Source organism: Polynucleobacter sp. 80A-SIGWE (assembly GCF_018882295.1).
Classification (GTDB): domain Bacteria; phylum Pseudomonadota; class Gammaproteobacteria; order Burkholderiales; family Burkholderiaceae; genus Polynucleobacter.
In genome coordinates, this window is record NZ_JACVOR010000001.1 from 86,892 (window position 1) to 103,534 (window position 16,643).

At 47.3% G+C, this 16,643-nt stretch carries 15 protein-coding genes; 10 read left to right on the plus strand and 5 right to left on the minus strand.

Annotation, left to right across the window (positions count from 1 at the left end):
• Positions 1 to 5 precede the first annotated feature (5 nt).
• From rsmA to ICN25_RS00450, 4 genes are read right to left on the minus strand one after another with little or no spacing between them, the layout of a single operon-like run.
• A complete protein-coding gene (rsmA, locus tag ICN25_RS00435; protein WP_216178547.1) occupies positions 6 to 785 on the minus strand; it encodes a 16S rRNA (adenine(1518)-N(6)/adenine(1519)-N(6))-dimethyltransferase RsmA in 780 nt (259 codons plus the stop codon).
• Positions 782 to 1,810, minus strand: coding sequence for a 4-hydroxythreonine-4-phosphate dehydrogenase PdxA (gene pdxA, locus ICN25_RS00440; protein ID WP_216178548.1), 1,029 nt, complete (start codon positions 1,808 to 1,810; stop codon positions 782 to 784). Before pdxA ends, rsmA begins: the two co-directional genes overlap by 4 nt.
• A complete protein-coding gene (locus tag ICN25_RS00445) occupies positions 1,785 to 3,233 on the minus strand; it encodes a peptidylprolyl isomerase (protein WP_216178549.1) in 1,449 nt (482 codons plus the stop codon). Before ICN25_RS00445 ends, pdxA begins: the two co-directional genes overlap by 26 nt.
• Entirely contained in the window at positions 3,230 to 5,776 is a 2,547-nt protein-coding gene (locus ICN25_RS00450; protein ID WP_216178550.1) for an LPS-assembly protein LptD, read from the minus strand. Before ICN25_RS00450 ends, ICN25_RS00445 begins: the two co-directional genes overlap by 4 nt.
• Before the next feature lie 33 nt (positions 5,777 to 5,809).
• On the opposite strand from ICN25_RS00450, the gene ICN25_RS00455 reads away from it, so the two are divergent.
• The 10 genes from ICN25_RS00455 to ruvB all read left to right on the plus strand — a co-directional run bounded on the left by ICN25_RS00455 (position 5,810) and on the right by ruvB (position 15,373).
• Positions 5,810 to 6,811: an aminoglycoside phosphotransferase family protein gene (locus ICN25_RS00455; RefSeq protein ID WP_216178551.1), complete on the plus strand. Its 1,002-nt coding sequence runs from the start codon at positions 5,810 to 5,812 to the stop codon at positions 6,809 to 6,811.
• A 12-nt stretch (positions 6,812 to 6,823) separates the two neighbouring features.
• The gene (gene murU, locus ICN25_RS00460) at positions 6,824 to 7,540 is read left to right on the plus strand and encodes an N-acetylmuramate alpha-1-phosphate uridylyltransferase MurU (RefSeq protein ID WP_216178552.1); all 717 of its coding nucleotides are present in this window, start codon (positions 6,824 to 6,826) and stop codon (positions 7,538 to 7,540) included.
• Positions 7,533 to 8,903, plus strand: coding sequence for an aminopeptidase P N-terminal domain-containing protein (locus ICN25_RS00465; RefSeq protein ID WP_370624675.1), 1,371 nt, complete (start codon positions 7,533 to 7,535; stop codon positions 8,901 to 8,903). The genes murU and ICN25_RS00465 overlap by 8 nt, the downstream gene beginning before the upstream one ends.
• Before the next feature lie 10 nt (positions 8,904 to 8,913).
• Complete coding sequence (locus ICN25_RS00470; protein WP_216178554.1) at positions 8,914 to 10,071, plus strand: FAD-dependent monooxygenase; 1,158 nt, start codon at positions 8,914 to 8,916, stop codon at positions 10,069 to 10,071.
• Positions 10,072 to 10,221: 150 nt separating this feature from the next.
• Positions 10,222 to 11,238 carry a tRNA dihydrouridine synthase DusB gene (dusB, locus tag ICN25_RS00475; RefSeq protein ID WP_216178555.1) on the plus strand — a complete coding sequence of 339 codons (1,017 nt, stop codon included), beginning with the start codon at positions 10,222 to 10,224 and terminating at the stop codon, positions 11,236 to 11,238.
• A 28-nt stretch (positions 11,239 to 11,266) separates the two neighbouring features.
• Positions 11,267 to 11,506, plus strand: coding sequence for a helix-turn-helix domain-containing protein (locus tag ICN25_RS00480; RefSeq protein ID WP_215333949.1), 240 nt, complete (start codon positions 11,267 to 11,269; stop codon positions 11,504 to 11,506).
• Between the two features lie 48 nt (positions 11,507 to 11,554).
• The gene (gene purH, locus ICN25_RS00485) at positions 11,555 to 13,135 is read left to right on the plus strand and encodes a bifunctional phosphoribosylaminoimidazolecarboxamide formyltransferase/IMP cyclohydrolase (protein ID WP_216178556.1); all 1,581 of its coding nucleotides are present in this window, start codon (positions 11,555 to 11,557) and stop codon (positions 13,133 to 13,135) included.
• Positions 13,136 to 13,141: 6 nt separating this feature from the next.
• Entirely contained in the window at positions 13,142 to 13,663 is a 522-nt protein-coding gene (gene ruvC / locus ICN25_RS00490) for a crossover junction endodeoxyribonuclease RuvC (protein WP_216178557.1), read from the plus strand.
• A gap of 26 nt (positions 13,664 to 13,689) precedes the next feature.
• A complete protein-coding gene (ruvA, locus tag ICN25_RS00495) occupies positions 13,690 to 14,274 on the plus strand; it encodes a Holliday junction branch migration protein RuvA (protein ID WP_216178558.1) in 585 nt (194 codons plus the stop codon).
• Between the two features lie 31 nt (positions 14,275 to 14,305).
• Positions 14,306 to 15,373 (plus strand): Holliday junction branch migration DNA helicase RuvB, encoded by a 1,068-nt coding sequence (gene ruvB / locus ICN25_RS00500; RefSeq protein WP_216178559.1) that lies wholly within the window; start codon positions 14,306 to 14,308, stop codon positions 15,371 to 15,373.
• Positions 15,374 to 15,376: 3 nt separating this feature from the next.
• On the opposite strand, the gene tyrS is transcribed toward ruvB, so the two are convergent.
• On the minus strand, positions 15,377 to 16,609 hold the full coding sequence (gene tyrS / locus ICN25_RS00505) for a tyrosine--tRNA ligase (protein ID WP_216178560.1): 1,233 nt from the start codon (positions 16,607 to 16,609) through the stop codon (positions 15,377 to 15,379).
• Positions 16,610 to 16,643 lie beyond the last annotated feature (34 nt).

The window sequence follows — 16,643 nt, forward strand, 5'->3', positions numbered from 1 at the left end:
AGGGCTTACTGGGCTAAAGTTTTGGCCCATTCAATATAGCGCTCAACTGGAATATCTTGGGCGCGTGCCTTTAATTCAGATTCAGATAAAGACAGTCGATCAGCGAAGGCTGACAAGTTTGTGCGCAGCATTTTTCTTCTTTGAGAAAACGCTGCTGCCACTACTTTTTCCAGAGCATGCCACTGCGCATCACTTAGGCTGAAATCTCGTCGCGGGATCATTCGTACGACAGCGGAATTCACTTTAGGTTGCGGATCAAAGGCTTCAGGCGGAACTTCTAAAACTTGCTCCATGTCATAGCGAGCCTGCAACATGACAGAAAGTCTGCTGAATTCAGAACCACCAGCCTTGGAGACCATACGCTCGACCACTTCAGCTTGAAGCATAAATACCTGCTCATCAATCACATGCGCGGCGGAAACGAGATGAAAAAGCAACGGAGACGAGATGTTGTAAGGCAAGTTGCCAACTACCTTGCATAGCCCGCTATTGGCTGGACGTGAGTTTGCCCATTCCAAGAAATCAAACTTGAGGGCATCACCCTCAATGACATTCAGGCCCTTGAGATTCTCTTGATTCCAGTAGGCCACCAAATCTCGATCAATCTCTAAAAGATCCAAGCGATCTAAATTACTTAACAAGGGCTTGGTTAAAGCGCCAAGGCCTGGACCAATTTCAATCACATGCATATTTTCACTTGGATTGATGGCTGCAATGATGGAATAAATTACTCCAGAGTCTTGCAAAAAGTTTTGACCAAATCGTTTACGGGCGCGATGCGTCATATCTTTAGATTCTTTACGTTCTTGATGTTTACTGCTAATTGATAAGCCAGTCGCAAAGCCTCTAACATGCTGCCCGAGTCTGCAAGGCCTTTACCAGCTATGTCCAGCGCAGTACCATGATCTACCGATGTACGAACAACTGGCAAGCCTAAGGTGACGTTTACGCCGCCACCAAAGCTCACAAACTTGAATGGCGCTAGACCTTGATCGTGATACATCGCAATAAACGCATCCACACTATCCAAGGCCTTGGCATCAAACATGGTGTCACCTGGATAGGGTCCACTTACCTGAATGCCTAACTCTTGCGCAGCTTCGATCGCTGGTGCAATCACATCGATTTCTTCGCGCCCAAGATAACCTGATTCACCTGCATGGGGATTTAAACCAGCTACTCGAATCAAAGGCTTAGTAATACCAAATTTTGTTCGTAAATCCTGATCGACAATCTGAATCGTTTCCAAAATATGCTGATAATTGAGCGCCTCTGGAACTGCACTCAGGGGTAAATGTGTTGTTACCAAAGCAACTCGAAGGTCGCGGCTTTTATGTAGACCTAAAAATCCTGCTGGCAATGTCGCACACAACATCATAACAACATGCTCTTGATGGCAAAGCTTCGCTAGGTATTCAGTATGGCCAGTAAACAAGGTATCGCTTGAGGGTGACCCCTCGTTGATAACACTCTTTTGTATTGGCGCAGTCACCATGGCGTCAAAGCGACCATCTAGACACCCCTTAACAGCGGTATCCAGAATTTTAAGAACATACTGCGCATTGGCGGGATTTAGCTGACCAGCAACTACGGGGGAAGCAAGTGGAATGGGCTCCACTATTAAGCGAGCTGATAATTGTTTGGGGATATCGACTGCTGAAAATAAATTTGAATCCCCAAGTACAGTAATCGTGCTTGCAGGCTGCTCTTGCAAAAAAGCGAGCGCAGCTGCAATAGAGACCTCTGGACCAACCCCTGCAGGCTCTCCAGAGCTGATGACTAGGTTAACGAGGGCTGGCTGCTGGATCATCTGCGTTAATGATCTTTACCGTAGCCGTGTCGCGTAGCTCACGCAACCAATCTTGATAAGCCTGCTCAAACTTGCGCTCACGAATTGCTGCACGAGCAAATTGACGCTGCTTCTCAACTGTTAATTGCGCTTCACGACGTTCGAGCACCTGAATTAAATGCCAGCCAAACTCGGACTTCACTGGATTACTCACCTCGTTAATTTGCAAGCGATTCATAGCTTGATCAAATTCAGGAACTAGATCGCCAGGGCCCATCCAACCGAGATTGCCACCGTTCGCAGCAGATCCATCTTCAGAGTACTTTTTAGCCAGCTCACCAAAATCAGCCGTCTTTGCGCGAACCTGATCACGGTAACCCGCTAGGCGTCTTTCAGCGTCCTGATCGGTCAAACCGGGACGGCTACGCAACAAAATGTGGCGCGACAATGTCTGCATCACCATAATATTTTGCGGGGTAGATGAAGTTTCTTGAGGCGCAGCTTGCTGCGGCTCAGGCGCCCCAGCCACTAGTGCACGTCTGTCAAGAACCTTGAGTACGTGATAACCAGCAGGGCTCTTAACAACCGCATTCGCAACCTGTCCGCTACCAGTATTTCTGACGGCCTCGTAAAACAATTGCGGCAAGCGATCTGGAGTGCGGTATCCCAACTCTTGAAACTTAATCTTCGGATTCTCTTTTGCAGCCATCGCACCTAACTGCAAGAAATCAACATCACCACGCGCTTCACGCAATAGTGATTCCGCTTTTTTCTTTGCGTCAGCTTGGGCTCCCGCACCTGCACCTGCATCTGCCGGTATGAAAATCTGCGCCACATCGATTTCTTCTGGCTCACCTTTTGCAGCCGGAGCGGAACGTGTTGGTTTTCCTCCACCAGCTACCGCACGATTACGATCAGCAATAAAGTTATCCACTTCCGCATCAGAAATCTTAATCTTGCCCTCTACTTCGCGCTCACGGTAGCGACTGATAACTACGTCATCACGCAACATCTGACGATAGCGCTCATAGCTACTGCCAGTTGCGGCGATTTTTACCTTTAACTCGGCTAAGGTTAATTTGTTCTTAGCCGCAATATCAGCAATAATTTTGTCGAGCTCTTTGCTGGTAACGCCCATACCCTCTTGCTCGGCATTTTGTAGCTGAATCTTTTCAATGATGAGGCGCTCGAGAATAGTCTTACGCAAAGTGGCAGGATCGGGTAATTTAGTACCCTGCTTTTGTAATGCAGCAATACGATCATCAATCTCTTTACGTGTTACGTAACCAGTATTAACGACTGCAGCAACACCATCAATATTTCGAATTTTGCTATCGCCCGAAGTCTTTGAGCTATCTTGCGCAAATGCAAATTGAGACATAAAAGCAGCGCCAGCCAAAATCATGGCTGCAAGTGCTTGGTTAAATCGATTCCTACGCATCATTGATAGTTCTCATATGTTGAAGGTGGTATAGGCTTGGAAGTAGGCATATATCCGGGAACATTAAACTTCATGATATCAACTGGATTGCTACCAGCACTACCAAAGCCCCTAAATTCTATTTGGAATAAAACCTGGGTGGTGGTTATTTGTGAGGTATTGAGTATTTGCGAGTAGGCTCCACGGAAAGTCCAGCAGTCGCGCATCCACTCCAATGCCACTAGAGTATTGAGTGTTTTAGTAGTTAATGCGTCATAACCCCAACGCCCTAAGACGGAAACCTCACGCGTCAGTGGCCATTGGCCTGAGACGTTGTATTGGTCAGTTGTCGTCTGCGCCAAGGTTGCTGGAGTAGGACCAAAAGCCTGTGTTGGCGGTGACCAAACGTTTCGATACCCAAAGTTCAAGCTTCTACCCGGCGTAGGGCGCCAACTTCCGCCTACTGTAGTCTGCACAAATTTATTTAATTGCGTGTTGTACTGACCAAACATGTCTGCGCTAAAGTTTCCAAGCAGACGGACCGAGGCCGATCCCAAAGTGTCTGAATAGGTTGTGGGATTAGCAATATTGCCATTAAGACCTACCTTTTGCCCCGTAAAAGACTGGCGTTGAGCAACAGTTACGTTTGCACGCTCGGCACCGGTGCTAGCCTCAATCATGCGACTAGTTAGTCCTCCGGTTAATTTATTGTTGTCGGCAATACGGTCATTACCAATAAATGTATTTTCACTAAAGATCTGAGTCACGCCAAAGCCTGCATCGGCCGTATCAAACAAAGGTGTCAAAGCCTGGTTTTGATACGGGGTATAAACATAATAAGCCCTCGGCTCCATGGTGAGAAGCATGTCTCGCCCAAAGAAACCTTTTAATTCTGCTGCATCTCTTTCAAATGCAAGGCCTGAGTCCAGACTAAAAGTGGGGATAGTGAAACCCTGTGCTGGAGGCGCGGCACCCAAGGGATTATTACTAGTCACTGCTGCGGTAGCAGCATAAGTATTGGACTGGAAACTCACCTTAGGGGTAATGTAATAGCCAGGAGTAATCTGTGGCAAAGACATTGCGCCTTTAATTACAGTACGATCCGCCTGGCTATAGAGGTAGCCTGCTGGAGCATAAGCAAGATTACTATTTACGTTATAGGCAAAGCGGGTGTAATCCGTTGAGAACGTAGTGATTGGCCCTGAGGGCAATGTCAAATACTTTCCACTAGCATCTGAAACAGTAGGGGTTAATCGATTGGTATAAGACGCATTGATATTTGGCAATACGTTGTACGGCGACTGAACTGGTGCAGTCAGGTCTGGCTGCAGGGTTTGGAAAGTAACTGCCTTTGCTGAAACAATCCAGTTACTAAGACTACCGGTTAAGTTCTTGGTTGTTCCAAGCTCCTGACGAAACTGATTAGTTACAGCCCCCGCAATAGTTTGAGAAAAGTCTGTGGGGTACAGGCTATCTGAAACCCGTGCAATATTCGCATAGCCGGTCCATGCACCAGCAATTGGGATGCCCCCCATCCCCAATAAGTCTCCGCTAAAGTTCTGTCTTTGCTGCCAGTCATAGCGCCAGCGATCAGTTCCAGTTTTGCGGTCATAAGGGAGATAGTCTCCACCCAAACTACCAGCATATTGCTGATCCAAAAATTGATATTTAGCGCCCATCTGAACACCCCGTTGACCCATCACGCGCGGTATCAACAATAAATCGCGATTCGGAGCAATGTTGACGTAGTAGGGCTGCGTCACATCAATACCATTATTAGAGTTATAGCCTGCTACCGGAGCCAATATTCCAGAGCGGCGTTGATTTGATGTTGGAGCACTAAAGTAAGGCACATAAGCAATAGGCACATCAAAGAATCGCATGACACCATGCGTACCAACCATTTCTTTTTGTTCGTTATCAATCTCGAGCGTGCTTGCTGTGAAATACCAATCTAAATTTTCAGGAGTACAGGTTGTGTAGGTTGCTTTATCAAATACAAAGACATCTGAGGTTTCGATTGTTAATTTTTTTGCATTGCCACTAGCTCGGTTATCGCGCAGTTCGTAACTTGGGGTTTCCATTTCGCCTTCACGGGCGTCGACTCTAAAGCGCGCTTTTGGGCCCTTGAAAGATGCATTGCCTTTTGAAAACTCAGTATTGCCTGATAAATTCGCTACATCAGAATCGGGATCGTATTTAATTTCATCAGCTTTAATCACGGCGCCATTTCGACGAATTTGTGCGCGTCCTTTTAAACGCATTTCACGATCAACGATTCCATCAATCGAATCACTAGAGGTAAACGTCAAAGCATTACCGTCAGCTATAGGTTTGCCAACCCGTAATTGATCATCTAACTTTAAGACAGTGACATCACCACGATCGGGAATTAAAACGGAGTTGGCGGAGCTACCTACGGACTGCGCAGAAGGGGGTAAAGGTGCAGGTGCTTGGGCAGCGCCTAGAAGCGCAAATTGTGACAATCCAACCCCCATCATTACGCGCAGGGTGACAGCTAAAAAAAGAGGGGCGCAAAGGCCGGCGCGACGGCGATAATGACTCATAGATCCAGACCCGCCTTATTATACGAATCGACCATGACTGACTCTCGCTTAAACACCCTCCGTAACTGGCTAAAAGGCCTTGAACCTAGCTGGCAATTAGATCTCCCCACTTTGGCCACTGCCTCGGCAGATGCCAGCTTTCGGCGGTATTTCCGGATTGAGTCCAAAAACCCGGATTTTCCGACTTTGATCGTGATGGATGCCCCACCCCAACATGAGCCCTTAGACGCCTTCATTAAGGTCGATTTATTGCTCGAAAATGCCGGTCTAAATGTCCCGAAAATTTTAGAAAAGAATGTGGCCGAAGGCTTTCTTTTACTCAATGATCTTGGCACGAAAACTTATCTGGCAGAACTCAATTCTGAGAGTGCTGATCATCTCTACAAAGATGCAGCCCATGCATTAGTTCAAATGCAATTAGCAAGCAAACCAGATGTTTTGCCGAACTACGATGAAGCACTCTTACAACGTGAGTTAGATTTATTTCCGGAGTGGTATCTCAAGAAACATTTGCACATCGAATTAACTGAACTTCAACATTCTCAAGTCAAGCAAGCATTTGAACTCATCATTCAAAATAATCTTGCACAAGCAAAGGTCTACGTCCATCGCGACTACCACTCACGCAACTTGATGGTGACTGAAAAAAATAATCCTGGAGTGATCGATTTTCAAGATGCGGTTTATGGTCCCATTACTTACGATGCATCTTCACTCTGGCGTGATGCTTACATTGCATGGCCAGAAGAGCGCGTAATTGATTGGGTGATTAAATTTTGGGAAGCTGGCCGCAAAGAAGGCCTGCCAATGCCTGATGATTTTGGTCAGTTCTATCGTGACTTTGAGTGGATGGGCTTACAACGCCATCTGAAAGTTTTAGGTATTTTTGCAAGACTATTTCATCGGGATGGTAAAGATGGTTATCTCAAAGATATCCCATTGGTACTTGAGTATGCGATTGCCACTGCAAATCGCTATATTGAATTAAAGCCCTTGGCACGCTTATTAGAATCGACGCGCCCAACAAAGGAATAACAACAAACTGTCATGAATAAGCGCAATCTCATTCCGTGCTTTTTACTAGCCGCCGGTCGAGGCGAGCGTATGCGTCCACTAACCGATGAATTACCTAAGCCACTCCTCACGATTAAGAAAAAATCTCTGCTTGCCTGGCATTTGGAAGCACTGAGTGCAGCAGGCATTAAAGACGTTGTCATTAACCATGCCTGGCTTGGCCACAAGATTGAGAAGGCTTTAGGCAACGGTAGCCAATTCAACCTCAACATCACCTACTCCCCAGAAACTAGCGCCCTAGAAACGGCAGGTGGGATTCGCAAGGCACTGCCTTTGCTCAACCCTAGCGATTACTTCCTAGTCATCAACGGGGATGTTTTTAGCCCAAATCTACCGATTGAGCAGCTTTTGGAACAAGTCTCCAGTTTGCGAAGCATCCCAAATCAGCCTTTGGCACACCTTTTGATGGTTCCCAACCCAGTTCAGCACCCTGAGGGGGACTTTTATCTGAAGGACTCCAAAGTGACTAATGAACCGCTGGATGGCGCTGAAAAACTCACTTTTTCCGGTATTGGGCTATATCGCCGAGATCTCTTCAAAGATGTAGAGGTGGATGTGCCCACTAAGTTAGCCCCACTCTTGAAAAGGGCTATGGCCGACAACAGAGTGTCCGGTGAAAAATATACCGGTCCGTGGCACGATGTAGGTACGCCCCAACGATTACAAGAGCTCAATGCAGCGCATGAATAAGTCCAATATTTACCAACAACGTCGGATTGAATTAGCAAAACTGATCTGCGCCAAAACTGGTGGGGGCATCGCCATCATTACTACGGCGCCAGAGACTTCCCGCAATAGGGACAGTGAATTTCCTTATCGTCACGACAGTGATTTTTTCTACCTCACTGGCTTTGAGGAACCGGGTGCAACACTGGTACTCAAGATTGCTGGATCAGCATCGCAAGCTCAACTGGAATCCCATCTTTTTTGCAGGCCCAAAGATGCGGAGCGTGAGATTTGGGATGGCATTCGTTTAGGGCCAGATGCAGCACCTTCAATCTTAGGTGTGGAGTATGCGCATAGCAATCACGAATTAGATAACAAGCTGGGTGAGTTATTAGCAGATCAAGATGCTGTCTATATTCGCCTTTCAGAAAGTGCAGAGACAGATCGTCGCCTACGTCATTGGATGAAGCAAGTGCGAGCTCAGGCCCGCGCCGGCGTTAACCCACCTTCAGAGTTTCATGATGTAGAGAGCTTGATTCATGAAATGCGTCTCTTTAAAGATGCACATGAAATTGACACCATGCGTCGTGCTGCGCAAATTTCTGCGCGCGCCCATATTCGTGCAATGCAAGCTTGCAAACCCGGTATGCGTGAATATCATCTCGAAGCCGAACTTCTTCATGAGTTCCGCTATAGCGGCGCACAAAGCGTTGCATACAACAGCATTGTTGCTGGTGGAGCGAACTCCTGCATTCTGCATTACCGCGCTGGCGATACTGAACTGCGTAGTGGCGAACTCTGTTTAATAGATGCAGGATGTGAACTGGATGGCTATGCCTCCGACATTACTCGCACATTCCCAGTGAATGGCAAGTTCACAGGACCGCAACGCGCGCTCTACGACATCACACTAGCTTCGCAAGAAGCGGCTATTGCAGCAACTAAGCCTGGCAACACATTTATGCAACCGCATGAAGCCGCGCTCAAAGTTCTGACCCAAGGATTGCTTGATGAAAAGCTTCTCAAGCTTGCAGAACTGGGCTCACTAGATAACGCAATTGAGACGGGCGCTTATCGTCGTTTCTATATGCACCGTACCTCACACTGGTTGGGCATGGATGTCCATGATGTTGGCTCCTATCGCGAACCTCTGAGCACATCTACAGACTCCTCAGAAAAGCCATGGCGCCTTCTCAAGTCTGGCATGGTCCTCACTATTGAGCCGGGTCTATACGTTCGTCCAGCAGATGATGTAGATGAACGCTTTTGGAATATCGGCATTCGTATTGAAGATGATGCGGTTGTTAACGACTCTGGATGTGAATTGATTTCTCGCGGCGTACCAGTCAAAGCCGATGAAATCGAAGCGCTGATGAAGAATAATTAAATTGCCAAGCATGTCAGCAATAAATTTTGATATTGCGATTCAGGGTGGTGGGCCAGTTGGTTTAGCCTGCGCAGCATGGTGCCTGCAAAAATTTCCTGAAGCCAAAATCGTATTACTCGATCGCAATCCTGTAGACGATGCCGATTTAGCCGCTGCAGATAGTAGAGGGATTGCTTTATCGCACGGTAGCAAACTCTTGCTCGACACCATTAATGCGTGGCCTATTGAGTGTGCAGATATTCATCGGGTGCATGTGTCACAAGCAGGTCGTTTTGGCCGCGCTCTCATGACTCGCGAGGAGCTTGGACAAGATGCTTTAGGTCACATTATTCGCTATCGTGATATTCACCTGACTTTGCGCAAAGCTTTAAGGGCTATTCAAACAAAAAGTCCGAATTTTGTTTGGAAGCATATTGATGCGCAAGCAGACACATTAAATATTCAAGCCAAATGCGTAGTTCATGCTGAAGGTGGTTTATTTAAAACTCAGGATTGGGTAGAGTCGGGTCGAGACTATGAGCAATCCGCTTTGGTTGGTTTGGTTGAAGTTGAGAATGCTGCGCCCTATCAGGCGTGGGAGCGATTTACATCTGAAGGACCTTTGGCAGTTTTGCCAAGTCACTATGGCTCCAATATTCTGAATCTAGTTTGGTGTGGAACCCCAAGTTCCTCACAAGCACGTCTCGCTTTAAGTGATGCTGAATTTCTGAAAAGCCTGCAAGCCGAGTTTGGCTCGCGTATTGGTCAGTTCCTCAAAATCCAAGATCGCCGCCTCTATGAGTTAGGGCTCAATTACCGCAAAGAAATTACTCAGGGAAATGAAGTTTGGATTGGTAATGCTGCTCAGACTTTGCATCCCGTTGCAGGACAGGGTCTAAACCTTGGTTTGAGGGATGCCTACCTCTTAGCCGAAAAACTGAGCGCTTTATTCTCCAAACCCGAAGATCAAAAAACCCCTCTAGCCATTGAAACTACCTTGCAGGACTATGCCCAAAGTCGCAAGGCTGATCGGTCTGCCACCATAGGCTTAACCGACTTCATGGCCAGAATCTTCACTTCAAACCTATTTCCTATTGTGGTCGGTCGTGGATTGGCTTTATCAGCCCTCCAATGGCTCCCATCAGTCAAAACAGCCTTAGCTCGCCAGATGATGTTTGGCAGGCGCTAAGGAGCTTAAATAGCCTTCCAAATCCACGCATTAGTCGTTTGATCTAAATCACAGAATCTGCCTATTTTTTAGGCAGATTTGGGCTGACTTGTGCTAAAGTGACACCCTTTCCCAAGCGCTTGAAGCCCTCTAGAAGCCAGCCCGAAACAGATGAAAATTGGTCCACACCTGCTCGCAAATAGATTATTTGTTGCCCCTATGGCTGGGGTAACAGATCGTCCATTTCGTCAGCTTTGCAAAAAGCTGGGTGCTGGCTATGCCGTATCTGAAATGATCGCCTCAAACGCATTGCTTTGGAAGAGTGAAAAAACCCAGCGTCGCGCTAATCACCAAGGTGAATTTAAGCCAATCGCAGTCCAAATCGCAGGGGCTGATCCGCAGATGATGGCTGCTGCAGCCAAACTCAATGTCGATCATGGTGCCCAGATTATTGATATCAATATGGGTTGCCCAGCTAAAAAGGTTTGCAATGTTGCGGCTGGTTCTGCGCTATTGAGAGACGAGCCTTTAGTGCAGCAAATTTTAGAAGCCGTAGTTCAGGCTGTAGGTGTAGGGCCTGATGCAGTTCCGGTGACACTAAAAATTCGGACAGGCTGGGATCGCGAACATAAAAATGCAATTGATATTGCACGCCTAGCTGAAAAATCCGGCATCTCCATGTTGACAGTTCACGGTCGCACGCGAGCCGACCTTTATCACGGTGAAGCGGAATATGAAACCATTACCGCAGTGAAGAATAGCGTCGCCATTCCGGTGGTTGCTAACGGTGATATCACCACTCCAGAAAAAGCAGGATTTGTTTTAAAAGAAACTGGTGCCGATGCCATCATGATTGGCCGTGCTGCCCAAGGACGTCCTTGGATCTTTCGTGAGATTAATCATTTTCTGGAAACGGGCGGCAAATTACCAACGCCGCAGATTAATGAGATTCAAGAGATCATGAACGCCCATCTGATTGATCACTACGAGTTCTATGGCGAATATGTTGGCTTGCGCACAGCGCGTAAGCATATCGGTTGGTATTGCAAAGGCTTACGTGACTCACATGCCTTCCGCCAAAGAATGAATACTGCCGATGATTGCAAAACCCAATTACAGATGGTGAATGATTTTTTCAATGAAATGAAATCCCACTCTGATCGTTTGTTATTTTTAGAAGCTGCCTAAATTTAGTTTTTAGTTATTTAATTTATCCATGACCAATAAGCACCCCATCACTGAATGTATTGAGACCCAACTCCAACGTTATTTGGATGACCTCAAAGGAACACCTCCATCTGACTTGTACCAAATGGTTCTCGCAGTAGTTGAAAAGCCGATGCTCGAATTAGTGATGCAGCATGCGAAGCAGAATCAATCTTTGGCTGCCCAGTACCTTGGCATCAACCGCAACACACTGCACAAGAAATTGGTTGAACACCAGCTCCTGAAATAAGCCAGACCCTATTTGCAAATTCTTTATTAATTAATCCTTCTGAAAAATATGATCCGTACAGCCCTACTCTCTGTTTCCGATAAAAATGGCATTGTGCCGTTCGCCAAATCCCTGCATGAGCAAGGCGTCAAGCTGATCTCTACTGGTGGTACCGCAAAACTCTTAGCTGAAAACAATTTGCCTGTAGTGGAAGTGTCTTCACTCACTAAGTTTCCAGAGATGCTGGATGGTCGTGTAAAGACATTACACCCAATGGTGCATGGCGGTTTGTTAGCTCGCAGGGATTTTCCTGAGCACATGGCTGCATTAAAAGAACATGGTATTGATACGATCGATATGCTCGTAATTAACCTCTATCCATTTAATGAGACAGTTGCTAAAGCAGATTGCTCATTTGAAGATGCGGTTGAGAACATTGATATCGGTGGTCCAGCGATGTTGCGTGCAGCTGCCAAGAACCACCAAGATGTGACCGTACTCATTTCTCCAGAAGACTACGCACCCGTACTCGAAGAAATGAAAGCCAATAAGAACGTAGTTTCTTATAAGACCAATTTGGGTCTAGCTAAAAAAGTATTTGCGCATACCGCCCAATACGACGGTGCAATTGCAAATTATTTATCTGCATTAGGTGATGACCTCGATCACAAGAAGCGTTCCGCCTACCCAGAAACGCTGCACCTTGCTTTCGAAAAAGTACAAGAGATGCGTTATGGCGAGAACCCGCACCAATCAGCAGCTTTCTATAAAGATATCTACCCAGTCGATGGTGCGCTTGCCAACTACAAACAATTACAAGGTAAAGAGCTCTCTTACAACAACATTGCTGATGCTGACTCCGCCTGGGAGTGTGTCAAAAGCTTCACCGGTAATGCTGGTGGTGCTGCAGCGTGCGTCATCATCAAGCATGCAAATCCTTGCGGCGTAGCTGTCGCCTCTAACGCCCTCGAGGCGTATCAAAAGGCATTCAAAACAGATCCGAGCTCAGCCTTTGGCGGAATTATTGCCTTCAACGTGCCATGTGATGGCGCCGCAGCTGAAGCAATTTCTAAGCAGTTTGTAGAAGTATTGATTGCACCTAGCTTTAGCGCTGAAGCAAAAGCGATTTTTGCCGCCAAGCAAAATGTACGTCTCTTAGAGATCCCATTAGGTACTGCATTTAATACTTTTGACTTCAAACGTGTTGGCGGTGGCTTGCTCGTCCAGTCTCCAGATGCGAAGAACGTACTTGAGAACGAAATGCGTGTTGTGAGCAAGCGCCTCCCAACTCCAAGCGAAATGCACGACATGATGTTTGCATGGCGCGTTGCCAAGTTTGTGAAGTCCAATGCGATTGTGTATTGCGCTAACGGCATGACGCTCGGTATTGGCGCTGGCCAAATGAGCCGCGTAGACTCTGCTCGCATGGCAAGCATTAAGGCCGAGAACGCAGGCTTAAGTCTCAAAGGGTCTGCAGTGGCAAGTGATGCCTTCTTCCCATTCCGCGATGGTTTGGATGTCGTTGTAAATGGTGGTGCAAGTTGCGCTATCCAGCCTGGTGGCAGCATGCGTGACGATGAAATCATTGCAGCAGCTGATGAGCATGGCATTGCCATGATCTTTACTGGCACACGTCACTTCCGTCACTAAGCACCCATGCGCTGGATAGGAATCGACCCAGGTCTACGAACAACCGGTTTTGGTGTCATTGATGTTGATGGCCAAAAACTGAGCTACGTAGCCTCTGGGACGATTGAAAGTGGTGATCCAGACCAAGGCCTTCCTGTGAGATTAGGAATCTTGTACGCGGGTATTAAAGAAGTTCTGGAGACCTACCAACCAGAGCAAGCAGCTATCGAAGAAGTATTTCTGAACGTCAATCCTCGCTCTACCCTGATGCTAGGTCAGGCACGAGGTGCAGTAATTGCAGCCCTGGTGTCAGACAAACTCCCCGTTGCAGAGTTCAGTGCGCTAAGGGTAAAGCAGTCCATCGTAGGAACCGGTAGAGCTACTAAGCCCCAAGTTCAAGAAATGGTGAAGCGTTTACTCCGTCTAAGCCGAGCTCCCGGAACCGATGCAGCCGACGCTTTGGGGGTAGCGATTTGCGCTGCGCATCATGCCCAAATTCCGAAAGCAATTACCGCTGCCCTTGCACCCAAAAAGACTAGCAAGAAATAACAATATAAACAGGTTAAGATCTTTACATGATTGGTCGCATACAAGGCATTCTCGTTTCAGTTCACCCTCCTCGCCTCTTGGTAGATTGCCAAGGCGTTGGCTATGAGATCGATGTGCCAATGAGCACCCTGTATCAATTACCAGAAACCAATCAAAAAATTACACTTCTCACGCACTTCCAAGTTCGTGAAGATGCCCAGCAACTTTTTGGCTTTGCCACTGAAACAGAGCGTGAGGCATTTAGACAGCTCATCAAGATTAGTGGCGTCGGTTCACGCACTGCCCTTGCCGTACTTTCTGGCATGAGCGTCAATGAATTGGCCCAAGCCATTGCCATGCAAGAAGCAGGACGTCTGACTCAAGTTCCCGGCATTGGCAAAAAGACTGCTGAACGTCTTTGCCTTGAGCTCAAAGGCAAGTTGGCTCCAGATTTAGGAATTGTGGGTGGCAAACCCCAGGCGATTGAAGCAAGCAGCGAAGTATTGCAGGCCCTCTTGGCACTGGGTTATTCAGAGAAAGAGGCTCTACTAGCCCTCAAACAAATACCGCCTGACACTACAGTTTCAGACGGCATCCGCATGGGCCTCAAATACCTGTCGAAGTCTTCATAACTAGTCACCCAAACACCACTACACTTGCAGTATGGCAATCCACACAGAAGACCTCAGCTCAATTCCTGAAGATTTACCGGAAGGCAATGACCGCATCGTTAGCGGTGCAGCTGGAAACTCGGAAGCCGTCTTCGAAAGAGCTCTGCGTCCAAAACAGCTCGATGAGTATGTTGGCCAAACGAAGGCTCGCGCCCAATTAGAAATCTTTATTACTGCAACTCGAGCTCGTCAAGAAGCTCTAGATCACGTTCTCTTGTTTGGTCCTCCGGGACTTGGTAAAACTACCCTGGCCCACATCATTGCCAGAGAACTTGGTGTGAACTTGCGCCAAACTAGCGGCCCTGTTCTCGATAGACCTGGTGACCTCGCTGCTTTACTAACTAATTTAGAAGCAAACGATGTGCTCTTTATTGATGAGATTCATCGACTCTCTCCTGTAGTTGAAGAGATTCTCTATCCAGCACTAGAGGACTACAGTTTAGACATCATGATTGGTGAAGGTCCTGCAGCGCGTAGCGTCAAGATTGATCTCAAGCCATTTACGTTGATTGGCGCAACCACTCGTGCCGGCATGCTCACCAACCCACTGCGTGATCGCTTTGGCATTGTGGCAAGACTCGAGTTCTACACCACTGAAGAGCTCACTAAAATCATTACGCGCTCTGCCAGCTTGCTAAAAGCTGATATTGACCCAGAGGGATCAATTGAGATTGCGAAGCGCGCTAGAGGCACTCCACGTATTGCCAATCGCCTATTACGTCGCGTACGTGACTATGCTGAAGTTAAAGGTACCGGAACTATTACTAAAGCCATGGCCGATGCGGCATTGAAGATGCTCGATGTCGACCCAAGTGGTTTTGATGTAATGGATCGTAAATTACTAGAAGCCATCTTGCATAAGTTTGATGGCGGCCCGGTGGGTATTGATAACTTGGCTGCAGCGATTGGTGAAGAGCGTGACACCATTGAGGATGTCTTAGAGCCTTACCTGATTCAACAAGGCTACCTACAAAGAACCTCTAGAGGAAGAATGGCTACAAGGCTAGCTTACGAGCACTTTGGCCTCACGCCGCCAAACAACTCCGCAATAGAGTCCTAAGACTTAATTCAGAGTTACCTTAGCGAACTTACGCTTACCAACTTGTACAACGTAAGTACCAGCCTCAACTTTTAATTGCTTATCAGTAACTGTTGCGCCATCAATCTTCACACCGTTTTGTTCGATATTGCGATTGGCTTCTGATGTTGATGGGGCTAAGCCAGCAGCCTTCAGAAGATTGGCGATTTGCATTGGTGCTCCAGACAAGCTTACTTCTGGGATGTCATCTGGGATTCCGCCTTTTGCACGATGGTTAAAGTCTTCCAACGCTTTTTCTGCAGCAGCTTGAGAATGGAAGCGCGCAACAATTTCTTGTGCGAGCAGCACTTTGCAATCTTTAGGATTTCTGCCGGCAGCAACTTCTTGCTTCATTAAATCAATTTCAGCCATCGGGCGGAATGAGAGCAATGTGAAGTAATCCCACATCAACTCATCGGAGATACTCAAGAGCTTGCCAAACATCTCGCCAGCAGGCTCGCTGATGCCGATGTAATTACCTTTGGACTTACTCATCTTGTCCACGCCATCCAAACCAACGAGGAGAGGCATAGTCAAAATACATTGCGGCTCTTGGCCATACTCACGTTGGAGCTCGCGCCCAACTAAAAGATTAAATTTCTGATCCGTACCGCCGAGCTCTAAGTCACTCTTCAAGGCAACAGAATCGTAGCCTTGCATCAATGGGTACAAGAACTCATGTACAGAGATCGGTACGCCACTACGGTAGCGTTTTGTAAAGTCATCGCGCTCTAACATTTGCGCAACGGTGTATCGCGCTGCCAACTGAATCATGCCGCGTGCACCCAGTGGATCGCACCACTCGCTGTTGTAACGGACTTCCGTTTTAGCTGGATCGAGCACCATGCTCGCTTGACGATAGTAGGTCTGCGCATTGACAGCAATTTCTTCAGCAGTCAGGGGTGGACGCGTTGCATTGCGTCCAGAGGGATCGCCGATCATGCTCGTGAAGTCACCAATCAAGAAAATCACAGTGTGACCCAAATCTTGCAGCTGACGTAACTTGTTCAAAACAACGGTATGGCCCAAATGAATATCAGGCGCTGTTGGATCTAAACCTAACTTAATACGCAAAGGTGTGCCTGTTGCCTGACTCTTAGCCAGCTTCTGAATCCAATCCGCCTCGACCAATAACTCATCACAACCCCTCTTGGTTACTTCAAGGGCTGCAAAAACTTCAGGAGTCAGTGGGTATTTTTGTTCTGGTTTAGCCGTCATGCTGATTGGGTTAGCTTAGTGACTTACTTAGTCG